This window comes from Enterobacter pseudoroggenkampii (assembly GCF_026420145.1).
Classification (GTDB): Bacteria; Pseudomonadota; Gammaproteobacteria; order Enterobacterales; family Enterobacteriaceae; genus Enterobacter; species Enterobacter pseudoroggenkampii.
In genome coordinates this window covers 14,761-27,906 of the sequence record NZ_JAPMLV010000005.1, presented here as the reverse complement: position 1 = coordinate 27,906, position 13,146 = coordinate 14,761, and the positions used below count along the sequence as shown (strand labels likewise).

The following is a 13,146-nucleotide window of genomic DNA, read 5'->3' as shown; positions in this document are numbered from 1 at the left end:
CTCAGGCTGTTGCGATTGTCCGATGGCGAGGATGTTAATGAGATTGATACAGTTGAGATCCCAGAGGTATTGATTGGTGAGAATTCTTAGTACGGTTTCGTACTCATCTCTTGCACCAACCTGCGCGGATGCGCAGGTTTTTTTTCGCCTCCACTTTTGCTGTCGCTCCCGTATCACTTCTCGTGTAATCTGCCACCATTTACTATCAACCCTCCACACTGGCTGGCAAAGGGAGTTGAGATGCTATTTGGGTTCTTCCGTACACTGTTCCGTATTCTTTTTCGCATCCGCGTCACTGGCGATGCCCAGGCGCTTCGCGGCGAACGCGTTCTTATCACACCAAATCATGTTTCCTTTATAGACGGTATCCTGCTGGCGCTGTTTCTGCCCGTGCGCCCGGTATTTGCGGTCTATACCTCCATCAGCCAGCAGTGGTACATGCGCTGGCTCACGCCGCTGATTGATTTTGTGCCGCTCGACCCGACAAAGCCGATGATGATTAAGCATCTGGTGCGTCTGGTCGAGCAGGGTCGTCCGGTGGTCATTTTCCCGGAAGGGCGTATCTCCGTGACCGGTTCGCTGATGAAAATCTACGACGGTGCGGGGTTTGTCGCGGCGAAGTCAAAAGCGACCGTAGTGCCGCTGCGAATTGAAGGCGCAGAGCTGACCCATTTCAGCCGTCTGAAGGGACTGGTGAAGCAGCGTCTGTTCCCCAAAATCACGCTGCATATTCTGCCGCCAACGTCGTTACCGATGCCCGACGCGCCGCGTGCCCGCGATCGCCGTAAAATCGCCGGGGAAATGCTGCACCAGATTATGATGGAAGCGCGCATGGCCGTGCGTCCGCGCGAAACGCTGTACGAATCTCTGCTTTCCGCGCAGCACCGCTATGGCGCGAAGAAAAACTGCATCGAAGACATCAACTTTACCCCGGATACCTATCGCAAACTGCTGACCAAGACCCTGTTTGTGGGCCGCATTCTTGAGAAGTACAGCAAAAAGGGCGAAAAGATTGGCCTGATGCTGCCTAACGCGGGCATCAGCGCGGCGGTGATTTTTGGTGCGGTTTCCAGGGGCCGGATCCCGGCGATGATGAACTACACGGCGGGCGTGAAAGGGCTGACCAGCGCCATCACCGCTGCCCAGATTAATACCGTCTTTACCTCTCGTCAGTTCCTGGACAAAGGCAAGCTCTGGCATCTTCCCGAGCAGCTCACCCAGGTACGCTGGGTCTTCCTGGAGGATCTGAAAGCCGACGTGACCACCGGCGACAAGCTGTGGATTTTTGCTCACCTGCTGGTGCCGCGTCTGGCGCAGGTCAAACAGCAGCCGGAAGATGACGCCATTATCCTCTTCACGTCGGGATCGGAGGGCAACCCGAAAGGCGTCGTCCACAGCCACAAGAGCATTCTGGCGAACGTTGAGCAGATCAAAAGCATTGCTGACTTTACCGCGGATGACCGTTTTATGTCGGCGCTGCCGCTGTTCCACTCCTTTGGCCTGACGGTGGGGCTGTTTACGCCGCTGCTGACCGGCGCAGAAGTGTTCCTTTATCCAAGCCCGCTGCATTACCGGATTGTGCCGGAGCTGGTGTATGACCGTAACTGCACCGTCCTGTTCGGCACCTCAACCTTCCTCGGCAACTATGCGCGTTTCGCCAATCCGTATGACTTCTATCGCGTGCGGTATGTGGTGGCCGGTGCGGAAAAACTGCAGGAGAGCACGCGTCAGATCTGGCAGGACAAGTTTGGCCTGCGCATTCTCGAAGGGTATGGCGTGACCGAGTGTGCGCCCGTGGTCTCGATTAACGTGCCGATGGCGGCGAAACCGGGTACGGTTGGCCGAATTCTGCCGGGGATGGACGCGCGTCTGCTGGCCGTGCCGGGCATTGAGGACGGTGGCCGTCTGCAGCTCAAAGGGCCAAACGTGATGAACGGGTATCTGCGCGTGGAAAACCCGGGCGTGCTGGAGGTGCCCACAGCGGAAAATGTCAACGGCGAGGTTGAAACCGGCTGGTACGACACCGGGGATATCGTCCGTTTTGATGAACAGGGCTTTGTACAGATTCAAGGACGCGCGAAACGCTTTGCCAAAATCGCCGGTGAAATGGTCTCTCTGGAAATGGTTGAGCAGCTGGCGACGGCCGTGTCCACGGATAAGATGCATGCGACGGTGGTGAAGAGTGACGCCAGCAAAGGCGAGGCGCTGGTGCTGTTTACGACCGACGGTGAGCTTAAGCGCGACAGGTTACTGAGCTATGCGCGTGAACACGGTATTCCTGAACTGGCCGTGCCGCGCGATATTCGCTACCTGAAACAGCTCCCTGTGCTGGGTAGCGGGAAGCCCGATTTCGTGACCCTGAAAGGCATGGTTGAAGAGGCGGAACAGCAAAATGCGTGAGTCAGTACACACTAACACATCGCTCAGATCGAAAGGCATGATGGCCGTCATCGCCGCACAGTTTCTCTCTGCGTTCGGCGATAACGCGCTGCTGTTTGCCACGCTGGCGCTGCTGAAAGCCGAGTTTTACCCCGACTGGAGTCAGCCGATCCTGCAGATGGTGTTTGTGGGCGCTTACATTATCTTTGCTCCGTTCGTCGGGCAGGTGGCGGACAGCTTCCCGAAAGGTCGGGTGATGATGTTTGCCAATGGCCTCAAGCTGCTGGGTGCGGCCAGCATTTGTTTTGGCTTTAATCCGTTTATTGGCTATACGCTGGTGGGCATTGGCGCCGCCGCCTACTCCCCGGCGAAGTATGGCATTCTCGGCGAGCTGACCACCGGGGATAAGCTGGTGAAAGCCAACGGTCTGATGGAGTCGTCAACCATTGCCGCTATCCTGCTCGGATCCGTTGCGGGCGGCGTGCTGGCCGACTGGCATATCCTGGCGGCACTGGGCGTATGCGCGGCGGTGTATGGTGGGGCGGTCGTGGCGAACCTGTTTATTCCTAAGCTGCCGGTGGCTCGCCCGGGGCAATCCTGGCGCTTTAAACCGATGACCGGCAGTTTCTTTACCGCCTGCCGCGTGCTGTGGCGTAACGGTGAAACGCGTTTTTCCCTGATGGGGACCAGTATGTTCTGGGGTGCGGGCGTCACGCTGCGCTTCCTGCTGGTGCTGTGGGTGCCGGTGGCGCTGGGGATTACTGACAACGCGACGCCGACCTATCTGAATGCGATGGTGGCCATCGGCATTGTGGTGGGGGCAGGCGCGGCGGCGAAGCTGGTAACGCTCGAGACGGTAGCACGCTGCATGCCCGCAGGGATCCTGATTGGCGTCGTGGTGCTGATCTTCTCGCTGCAGCATGCGTTATTGCCCGCGTATGTCCTCCTCATCCTGATTGGTATTCTGGGCGGTTTCTTCGTGGTGCCACTGAACGCGTTACTGCAGGAGCGGGGCAAACAGACCGTCGGGGCAGGCAATGCCATCGCGGTACAAAACCTGGGGGAAAACCTGGCGATGCTGCTAATGCTGGGGCTCTACTCGCTGGCGGTAAAAGTGGGTGTGCCGGTGGTGGGGATTGGCGTCGGGTTTGGCGGGCTGTTTGCGCTGGCGATTGCGGGTTTGTGGATCTGGCAACGTCGCCGCTGATAAGTGCGGCCTGATGCCCTCACCCCGGCCCTCTCCCACAGGGAGAGGGAGCAAACCCTAAAAACGGCAACGTGCGTTGCCGTTTTGCTTTTATTACGGTGCAGGATAAGTATAAACCTGATGCACCGCTTCAATCTCCGCTAACACCTCTTCACTCAGGTTCAGATTGAAACTCGCAATATTGGTTTTCAACTGCTCCATCGTGGTCGCGCCCAGCAGGGTGCTGGCAACAAACGGCTGACGACGCACGAAGGCCAGCGCCATCTGCGCAGGGTCAAGACCGTGACGCTTCGCGATATCCACATAGGCGGCAACGGCTTTCTGCGTCTGCTCGCCGCTGTAACGGGTAAAGCGGCTAAAGAGGGTGTTACGCGCCCCGGCCGGTTTCGCACCGTTCAGATATTTCCCCGTCAGCGTGCCGAAGCCGAGACAGGAGTAGGCGAGCAGTTCCACTTCTTCATACTGCGTCACTTCGGCCAGACCCACTTCATAGCTGCGGTTAAGCAGGCTGTACGGGTTCTGAATAGTCACGATACGCGGCAGATCGTGTTTATCCGCCAGGTGCAGATAGCGCATGACCCCAAAGGCCGTTTCGTTAGAGACGCCAATATAGCGGATTTTTCCCGCGCGCTGGCATTCGGTCAGCGCTTCCAGCGTTTCCAGCAGCGTCACGGCGGGGGCGCTCTCATTCCAGGTGTAGCCGAGCTTACCAAAGCAGTTGGTTGGGCGCTGAGGCCAGTGCACCTGATACAGATCGAGATAATCGGTTTGCAGGCGCTTCAGGCTGGCGTCCAGTGCGGCGCGGATATTCTTGCGATCGAGGATCTGATTCGGGCGGATCCCGGTATCGTTGTTGCGCGCGGGGCCGCTGACTTTGGAGGCAATCACCAGCTTTTCACGGTTGCCGTGTTTTGCCAGCCAGTTACCGACGTAGGTTTCGGTAAGTCCCTGCGTTTCCGGACGTGGCGGAACAGGGTACATCTCCGCGACATCAATCAGGTTAATCCCCTGGCTGACGGCGTAATCGAGTTGTGCATGGGCATCGGCTTCGCTGTTTTGTTCACCAAATGTCATCGTGCCCAACCCCAGTTGGCTTATTTCCAGAGCGCTGTGGGGGATACGGTGATAATGCATAGCCGGCTTCCTCAGTAGACTTATAGACCGCGTCAGGGCGTGCCCGACAAAGGAATATAAACATGGCAGAGGGGAAGCAAAAGGGGAAGAAAAAAATCAAAAAGGTCAGCAAGCGACTGACCTCTCTCTGTTTATCGCTCGATAATTTGCGATACTTCGTCGCGATTGATCTGCATTTTATTGCCTTCCTGGTCGCGGTAGCTGACCAGACCGGTATCATCGTCAACTTCGGGTTTGCCGTCGGTAAGGATCATTCGACCGTCTTTTGTCGCCATGACGTAATCGCTGCTACAGCCCGATACGGCAAACGCTAAACCGACTGCTGAAACTAACACTGCCCATTTTTTCATCGTTATCGTCCTCATCTGGCGCGTATCAAATCATAATCTAGTATTAACCCGATATGGCGACTTGAGGAAGCAGTAAAATCTTAAAAAGCAGTCGATTATGTTTGAGAGCTCGCAAAATAAGTAAAAAACTATGTTTTTAACAGGAAATGACGTGCCAGGAGCGCGCCGGTGAAATTCTTTTTGAGATAAAAACCGCGCGGCAGCGTCAGTATCGGCTCACCCTGTGCGCCGATGGCCTCGGTAAGCGCTTTACTGTTGGCCGCTTTCGGACGCAGCTGTAACACTTCTCCGTGTCGGGCGGTGATGCGCTCTACCTGCCCAAGAACGATCATGTCCATCAGCTCCTCCCAGTCCAGCCGAAGCTGATGCTCTTCATCCTCGTTCGGGCTCCAGAGCAGCGGCGCGCCAACGCGACGTTCAGCCAGGGGGATCTGTCGCTCGCCTTCAACCGGTACCCACAACACGCGCTTCAGCTTGTGGCGAACGTGGCTCGTTTCCCACGTCACGCCGGTGTTGCCGGTTAATGGCGCAACGCAGACAAAGGTGGTCTCAAGCGGCTTGCCCTGGCTATCTATTGGGATGGTTTTTAACTCCACGCCAAGTGCTGCAAAATCCTGCTCGGGTTTGCTCCCTCCGCTCGCACCCAGCCACAGCTCAAGCAGCATGCCGATCCAGCCTTTATCCCGCTTAAGATCCTTCGGGATCGGAAGCCCTGCCATTGCCGCCAGCTCGCCAAGCGAAAAGCCCGCAAGACGCTGTGCCTGCTGGAGCAACTGGCCCTCGCTGGACGGCGGTGAGAGCAAGGGTGTAAGCGGATGCATGACGGTAACCTTTTGATTAAAAAATAAACGAAGAAATTGTCCCCTGTGGATAGAGTTTAACTATTTCTGTACCAATATTCCATGTATATGATTTATAGGTTTTTTTATGGGTTTGAAATCGTTTCACCCGAGTCAGAAAACCGGTTGTTCAAATCTGGTCACTGACAATGAACAGGATCTTACACCATGTTATCCACAGAAAAATGGGATAACTGGGCATAACCCTGACTACTGTTTCAATTTACAGCCTTGACGTGCGATGAAAATCGAATTTTCAAACAAATTGTGACTAACTTATTGGCACAATCTGTGGATAAAACCGACGCTGTTCGATCTTTCATCAGCACGACGATCCCTGATGTGATGATCGTCACGTTATTCTGTTTTGTGTTCATGAAAATACATTTAACTCTATGAAAATAATTACATTATTGAATTCAGGTGAAAGAGGGGATATGGCAGCGTTTAAGGTTGTTCATCGGTAATCAGACACTTCTTCACAACTATATCCACAGAAAAGGTGAATAAAATTCCCTTCACTGCCACTCATCTGTTTATAACTCAGCACTTATTTGTGAGTTATTCAAATGTTATTAGGTTGCAGCCCTGTAAGAGAGTGGTTTACCGCCTCCCTGTAGTGTGAAACAATCATTCATATATAAGGTTTAGTTTGGGGTAGTCCGGTGATTGATGACGATGGCTACCGCCCGAACGTAGGAATAGTAATTTGTAATCGTCAGGGCCAGGTAATGTGGGCCCGGCGATATGGTCAGCACTCCTGGCAGTTCCCGCAAGGCGGGATCAATCCGGGAGAGTCCCCAGAACAAGCGATGTACCGGGAGCTTTTTGAAGAGGTCGGTTTAAGCCGAAAAGATGTTCGCATCCTGGCTTCGACCCGCAACTGGTTGCGTTACAAGTTACCGAAACGTTTGGTGCGTTGGGACACAAAGCCGGTTTGTATCGGCCAGAAACAGAAGTGGTTTCTGTTGCAGTTGGTGGGCAACGATTCAGACATCAATATGCAAACCAGCAGTACGCCGGAGTTCGATGGCTGGCGCTGGGTGAGCTATTGGTATCCTGTTCGTCAGGTCGTGTCATTTAAACGCGATGTTTACCGTAGGGTGATGAAAGAGTTTGCAAGTGTGGTAATGCAGCTTCAGGAGATCCCGCCTAAGCCGCAGAGCGCACCTGCCTGGCGACGTAAAAGAGGTTAAGCTACGCAAATCATGCTCACCCGCTTGCGAGAAATAGTCGAGAAGGTGGCCAGCGCGCCGCGTCTGAACGAGGCGCTGAATATTCTGGTCACCGACATCTGTCTTGCGATGGAAACCGAGGTCTGTTCGGTGTATCTGGCCGACCACGATCGGCGCTGTTATTACCTGATGGCAACCCGTGGTTTGAAAAAACCACGCGGACGCACCGTAACGCTCGCATTTGATGAAGGTATCGTGGGTCTGGTCGGGCGGCTGGCTGAACCCATCAACCTTGCTGACGCACAAAAACACCCCAGCTTTAAGTACATCCCTTCCGTAAAAGAAGAGCGCTTCCGCGCTTTCCTTGGCGTGCCGATCATTCAGCGTCGCCAGCTGCTCGGCGTGCTGGTCGTCCAGCAGCGTGAGCTACGTCAGTACGACGAAAGCGAGGAGTCTTTCCTCGTCACGCTGGCCACGCAGATGGCGGCGATCCTCTCTCAGTCCCAGCTTGCCGCGCTTTTTGGTCAGTATCGCCATACGCGCATTCGTGCCCTTCCGGCATCGCCAGGCGTGGCGATAGCGGAAGGCTGGATGGACGCTACGCTGCCGCTGATGGAGCAGGTTTACGAAGCCTCAACGCTTGATGAAGCCCTTGAGCGCGAGCGTCTCACCGCCGCGCTGGAAGAGGCGGCGAATGAATTTCGTCGTTACAGCAAGCGCTTTGCCGCAGGCGCGCAAAAAGAGACGGCGGCCATCTTCGACCTCTATTCGCACCTGCTCTCCGATGCGCGTCTGCGTCGTGAGCTTTTTGCGGAAGTGGATAAAGGCTCGGTTGCCGAGTGGGCGGTTAAGAAGGTCATCGAAAAATTTGCCGACCAGTTTGCAGCACTGACCGACGGTTACCTGAAAGAGCGGGCAGGGGATCTGCGCGCGCTGGGGCAGCGCCTGCTGTTCCATCTTGATGACACCATTCAGGGCCCGAATGCCTGGCCAAAACGGTTTGTTCTGGTCGCCGACGAACTTTCGGCAACGACGCTGGCTGAACTGCCCCAGGACAGGCTGGCCGGTGTGGTGGTGCGTGATGGTGCCGCCAACTCACACGCCGCCATTATGGTGCGCGCGCTGGGTATCCCTACCGTTATGGGGGCGGACATTCAGCCGTCGGTACTGCACCGACGTACGCTGGTGGTCGACGGCTATCGCGGTGAGCTGCTGGTCGATCCTGAGCCGGTTCTGCTCCAGGAGTACCAGCGTCTTATCAGCGAAGAGAATGAATTAAGCAAGCTGGCGGAAGATGACGTTAACCTGCCCGCACAGCTGAAGAGCGGTGAGCGGATCAAAGTCATGCTCAACGCCGGTTTAAGCCCTGAACATGAAGAAAAGCTTGGCAGCCGCATCGACGGTATTGGCCTATACCGTACTGAAATCCCGTTCATGCTGCAGAGTGGTTTCCCCTCCGAAGAGGAGCAGGTGGCACAGTATCAGGGGATGCTGCAGATGTTTAACGACAAACCTGTCACCCTGCGTACCCTGGATGTCGGGGCGGATAAACAGCTGCCCTATATGCCGATCAGCGAAGAAAACCCGTGCCTGGGCTGGCGTGGGATCCGCATTACGCTCGATCAGCCGGAGATCTTCCTGATCCAGGTTCGTGCGATGCTGCGCGCCAACGCGGCGACGGGCAATCTCAGCATCCTGCTGCCGATGGTCACCAGCATCGATGAGATCGACGAGTCCCGGCGGCTGATCGAACGTGCTGGCCGCGAAGTGGAAGAGATGATCGGCTATGCGATCCCGAAACCGCGGATTGGGGTGATGCTTGAAGTGCCGTCTATGGTCTTTATGCTGCCGCAGCTGGCAAACCGTGTTGATTTTATCTCTGTCGGCACGAACGACCTGACGCAATATATCCTGGCCGTCGACCGTAACAATACTCGCGTCGCCAGTATCTACGACAGCCTGCATCCGGCGATTATTCGCGCGTTAGCGATGATCGCCCGTGAAGCGGAGCAGTACGGTATTGATTTACGCCTGTGCGGTGAAATGGCCGGGGATTCAATGTGTGTTGCGATCCTGATTGGTCTGGGATTCCGCCATCTGTCGATGAACGGTCGCGCCGTCGCCCGCGTGAAATACCTGCTGCGGCATATCGACATCAATGATGCCCGCGAGCTGGCTGAACGCAGCCTTGAGGCGCAGCTGGCAACGGAAGTCCGCCACCAGGTCGCGGCGTTTATGGAACGACGCGGTATGGGCGGTCTGATCCGCGGCGGCCGCTAATCGTTTTTCGCCCTCTCCCTGTGGGTGAGGGCGCCAGCGCGCATAAAACCCTATACACATCTTTTACATCTCTGGCGCATCCTCCGCGCCCGCCTTGTGCTATGATTCGCAACTTTGGAGCCTCTGCTTACAGCAGAATCGCATTTCTACCGCTGTCCACTTTCAGCGGAATAACAACATCTTGTGGTGACAGATGAACAGTGGTTATCTGCATTTTCCGGAATTTGATCCGGTCATTTTCTCAGTAGGACCTGTTTCGCTTCACTGGTACGGTCTGATGTACCTGGTGGGCTTCATTTTTGCCATGTGGCTCGCTGGCCGTCGCGCCAGCCGTCCGGGCAGCGGCTGGACCAAAAACGAAGTTGAAAACCTGCTGTATGCGGGCTTCCTCGGCGTGTTCCTCGGTGGTCGTATCGGGTATGTGCTGTTCTATAACTTCCCGGTATTCCTGAACGATCCGCTCTATCTGTTCCGCGTCTGGGACGGCGGCATGTCCTTCCACGGCGGCCTGATTGGGGTGATCCTGGTGATGGTGATTTTTGCCAAACGCACCAAACGCAACTTCTTCCAGGTTTCAGATTTTATCGCACCGCTGATCCCGTTTGGTCTCGGCGCTGGTCGTCTGGGCAACTTTATCAACGGTGAACTGTGGGGCCGCGTCGACCCGAGCGTGCCGTACACGATGCTCTTCCCGGGCTCCCGCGCAGAAGATATCGCGCTGCTGCCATCGCATCCGGAGTGGCAGTCCATTTTCGATACATACGGCGTTCTGCCGCGCCATATGTCTCAGCTGTATGAGCTGGCGCTGGAAGGCGTGGTGCTGTTTATCATCCTCAACCTGTTTATTCGCAAGCCGCGCCCGATGGGGGCTGTTTCCGGGCTGTTCCTGATTGGCTATGGCGCGTTCCGCATCATCGTCGAATTCTTCCGCCAGCCTGACGCACAGTTTACCGGCGAGTGGGTACAGTACATCAGCATGGGGCAGATCCTCTCCATTCCGATGATTGTCGCGGGTGCCATTATGATGATTTGGGCGTATCGTCGTCGTCCACAGCAACAAATTTCCTGAGGAACCATGAAACAGTATCTTGAATTGATGAAAAAAGTGCTCGATGAGGGCACGCCGAAAAACGACCGCACCGGTACCGGTACGCTCTCCATTTTTGGCCACCAGATGCGCTTCAATCTGCAAGAAGGCTTCCCGCTGGTGACGACAAAGCGCTGCCACCTGCGCTCGATCATTCATGAACTGCTCTGGTTCCTGCAAGGTGATACCAACGTTGCGTATCTGCACGAAAATAACGTCTCAATCTGGGACGAGTGGGCAGATGAAAACGGCAACCTGGGCCCGGTTTACGGTAAGCAGTGGCGCGCATGGCCAACGCCTGATGGCCGCCATATTGACCAGATCACCACCGTGATGAACCAGCTGAAAAACGATCCGGACTCGCGCCGAATCATTGTTTCCGCCTGGAACGTCGGCGAGCTGGATAAAATGGCGCTGGCACCGTGCCACGCGTTCTTCCAGTTCTATGTGGCGGATGGAAAGCTTTCCTGCCAGCTCTACCAGCGCTCCTGTGACGTGTTCCTCGGCCTGCCGTTTAACATTGCCAGCTATGCGCTGTTAGTTCACATGATGGCGCAGCAGTGCGACCTGGAAGTGGGTGATTTTGTCTGGACCGGTGGGGATACCCATCTTTACAGCAACCATATGGAACAGACGCATCTCCAGCTGACCCGCGAACCGCGTGCGCTGCCGAAGCTGATTATCAAACGCAAACCGGCATCAATCTTCGACTACCGCTTTGATGATTTCGAGATTGAGGGCTACGACCCACATCCGGGCATCAAAGCGCCCGTCGCTATCTGATGCGATAAAGCGTGACACAACCGGTGCTATTTAGCGCCGGTTTTTTTCGCCTTTATTCCGTTTCCCGAGGCGCTATCCAGAAAGCGTGCAACGCGCTGCAACTCTCCCAATTCTCCGGACAACACCTCGTAAAACGAGGATCCGTCGCTCGTCATCTTCACGGCGCTTCGCCACACTCCCGGTATGAAAAAAGAGAACGGTTTTACGTTTATCGAAACGCTTGTCGCCGTTTCGCTTGTCGTTATCCTCAGCGCCTCAGGTCTGTACGGCTGGGACAGCTGGCAACGACAGCAGCGGCTGTGGCATACCGCCAGTCAGGTGCGAGATTACCTGCTGTTTCTGCGCAACCATGCCAACCGGCACAACAGCGACCATCTTATTACCCTTCAGCGGGTGGGAGGCGGGGACTGTCTGGTGAGCTCTGCCGTGCAGGGCTGTAAGAAGGAAAGTCCCTTTGTGCTGATTCCGCCCTGGCCTGAGGTCGAGGTCAGTGAGGTCACGCCGTCGCTGGGGTTTTATGGATTAAGGGATACAGCGTGGGCAGGGCGGATACGCGTTCAAAGCCGTGCCGGAGCATGGCTGATTATTGTCTCAAATGGAGGACGCATCAGGATGTGTCAGGTCTCTGAGGGAGGTTCATGTTGATGAGGCAGCGCGGTTTCTCACTGACTGAAGTGCTGATTGCCACGGCGATGAGCAGCCTTTTGCTGATAAGCGCGTCGCGTTTTTTACCCGGCTTGCAGCGGGCAGTCTTACTGCAATCCGGCCAGAGAGAGCTGGAGGAAGAGGTCTGGCAACACCTGTTTGCCCTGGGCAAACGGCTTCAGCGTGCGGGGTACTGCGCGGGAAACTGTCAGGGACAGGCGCTGGTGACCGCGAGGCTTGGAGGCTGCGTCATTGTACGGTGGGATGCCAACAGTAACGGCAACTGGGATAGCAGCGCATCAGAAAATGACAGCACCGGTTTTCGTCTGGAATCCGGCGCGCTGGAAACCCAGCGTGGGGCGACGTCGTGTGAAGGAAAAGGGTGGGAAAAGCTCACGGACCCGGACAGGCTGGTAATCACGCGCTTTGTGGTGAGCAAAGTTGAACATGCCGGTTTTGCGCCAGAGGTAAATATCGAACTGGCCGCGATGCGTAAAGGCGGGCAGGGAGAGCCCTGGGAGGCTTCGTATACGGTCACGGGGTACAACCTGTGAATCGTCAACGCGGAATGTCTTCACTGGCCCTGGTTCTGCTTTTACTGGTGCTCGGTACCCTGATCCTGTCGGGTCTCAATCAGCAGCTGACAACATTTAGCGCGCTCGTTGGCGGCGAGAGCCGCTCGCTTCAGCAGCAGGCGAAGGTACAGTCCGCGCTTGAGTGGGGACGGGTTCAGGGCTGGTCATCAGAGCTGCAGGTTCAGTGCAAAAAGACATCGGCGTGGCGAGTCTGTTTGCGCCAGCTGAGTGAGGCGCGTGTGCTGCTGATTGCCGGAGACAGTGACCTGCTGCTCTGGCGCGCAGGAGAGATTGTCGACGGGAAAATTCGCTTTTCGCCTCACGGCTGGAGTGATTTTTGTCCACTAAAGGAGAGCGCGTTATGTCAGCTGCCGTGAGCCGAGAAAAAGGGTTTAGCATGGTGGAGGTCCTGCTGGCGATGATGCTGCTGGTGATCGTCGTGACGGCTCTGTCGGGTTATCACCGGGCGCTGGCGGCGCGGTTTAGCGTGTTTAACCAGTATCGCCAGCTCTGGCACCATGCCTGGAATCAGTCTCAGCTCTCAACAAAAGTTCTCCCCGCAGGCTGGCAGGCCAGTCGGGGGCAGACAACGCTCGCAGGATGTGTCAGCATCACGGTTACACTAATTTCTCCTCTGGGGCGGCGCGGTGAGATAACGCGTCTGCATTGCCCGGTTAGCCAGTAGTCGGGAG

13 protein-coding genes are annotated in these 13,146 nt (G+C 55.9%); 10 read left to right on the top strand and 3 right to left on the bottom strand.

The window, feature by feature from the left end; all coding sequences use genetic code 11:
• The first annotated feature begins 240 nt into the window (after nt 1-240).
• The gene (gene aas / locus OTG14_RS18415; protein WP_267215569.1) at nt 241-2,400 is read left to right on the top strand and encodes a bifunctional acyl-ACP--phospholipid O-acyltransferase/long-chain-fatty-acid--ACP ligase; all 2,160 of its coding nucleotides are present in this window, start codon (nt 241-243) and stop codon (nt 2,398-2,400) included.
• Nucleotides 2,393-3,586, top strand: coding sequence for a lysophospholipid transporter LplT (gene lplT, locus OTG14_RS18410; RefSeq protein ID WP_267215568.1), 1,194 nt, complete (start codon nt 2,393-2,395; stop codon nt 3,584-3,586). The genes aas and lplT overlap by 8 nt, the downstream gene beginning before the upstream one ends.
• 93 nt (nt 3,587-3,679) lie before the next feature.
• Here the strand turns inward: lplT and OTG14_RS18405 are convergent, their stop codons facing one another.
• From OTG14_RS18405 to mutH, 3 genes are all read right to left on the bottom strand, one after another.
• On the bottom strand, nt 3,680-4,720 hold the full coding sequence (locus OTG14_RS18405) for an NADP(H)-dependent aldo-keto reductase (protein WP_248272365.1): 1,041 nt from the start codon (nt 4,718-4,720) through the stop codon (nt 3,680-3,682).
• Between the two features lie 131 nt (nt 4,721-4,851).
• Nucleotides 4,852-5,070, bottom strand: a complete 219-nt coding sequence (locus OTG14_RS18400; protein WP_008499668.1) for a YgdI/YgdR family lipoprotein — start codon at nt 5,068-5,070, stop codon at nt 4,852-4,854.
• A 128-nt stretch (nt 5,071-5,198) separates the two neighbouring features.
• Complete coding sequence (gene mutH / locus OTG14_RS18395) at nt 5,199-5,891, bottom strand: DNA mismatch repair endonuclease MutH (protein ID WP_267215567.1); 693 nt, start codon at nt 5,889-5,891, stop codon at nt 5,199-5,201.
• Between the two features lie 683 nt (nt 5,892-6,574).
• Between mutH and rppH the strand changes: the two genes are divergently transcribed.
• From rppH to OTG14_RS18355, 8 genes are all read left to right on the top strand, one after another.
• Nucleotides 6,575-7,105: an RNA pyrophosphohydrolase gene (gene rppH, locus OTG14_RS18390; protein WP_013098553.1), complete on the top strand. Its 531-nt coding sequence runs from the start codon at nt 6,575-6,577 to the stop codon at nt 7,103-7,105.
• Between the two features lie 12 nt (nt 7,106-7,117).
• Nucleotides 7,118-9,364 (top strand): phosphoenolpyruvate--protein phosphotransferase, encoded by a 2,247-nt coding sequence (ptsP, locus tag OTG14_RS18385; RefSeq protein WP_024909296.1) that lies wholly within the window; start codon nt 7,118-7,120, stop codon nt 9,362-9,364.
• Nucleotides 9,365-9,557: 193 nt separating this feature from the next.
• Nucleotides 9,558-10,433, top strand: a complete 876-nt coding sequence (lgt, locus tag OTG14_RS18380) for a prolipoprotein diacylglyceryl transferase (RefSeq protein ID WP_023309046.1) — start codon at nt 9,558-9,560, stop codon at nt 10,431-10,433.
• A 6-nt stretch (nt 10,434-10,439) separates the two neighbouring features.
• Nucleotides 10,440-11,234, top strand: coding sequence for a thymidylate synthase (gene thyA / locus OTG14_RS18375; RefSeq protein ID WP_014885081.1), 795 nt, complete (start codon nt 10,440-10,442; stop codon nt 11,232-11,234).
• Nucleotides 11,235-11,417: 183 nt separating this feature from the next.
• Nucleotides 11,418-11,879 (top strand): prepilin peptidase-dependent protein, encoded by a 462-nt coding sequence (locus OTG14_RS18370; RefSeq protein WP_248272364.1) that lies wholly within the window; start codon nt 11,418-11,420, stop codon nt 11,877-11,879.
• Nucleotides 11,873-12,433, top strand: a complete 561-nt coding sequence (locus OTG14_RS18365; RefSeq protein WP_248272363.1) for a prepilin peptidase-dependent protein — start codon at nt 11,873-11,875, stop codon at nt 12,431-12,433. Before OTG14_RS18370 ends, OTG14_RS18365 begins: the two co-directional genes overlap by 7 nt.
• A complete protein-coding gene (locus tag OTG14_RS18360) occupies nt 12,430-12,831 on the top strand; it encodes a DUF2509 family protein (RefSeq protein ID WP_024909293.1) in 402 nt (133 codons plus the stop codon). Before OTG14_RS18365 ends, OTG14_RS18360 begins: the two co-directional genes overlap by 4 nt.
• Nucleotides 12,816-13,139 (top strand): prepilin-type N-terminal cleavage/methylation domain-containing protein, encoded by a 324-nt coding sequence (locus OTG14_RS18355; RefSeq protein WP_248272362.1) that lies wholly within the window; start codon nt 12,816-12,818, stop codon nt 13,137-13,139. The genes OTG14_RS18360 and OTG14_RS18355 overlap by 16 nt, the downstream gene beginning before the upstream one ends.
• The last annotated feature ends 7 nt before the right edge of the window (nt 13,140-13,146 follow it).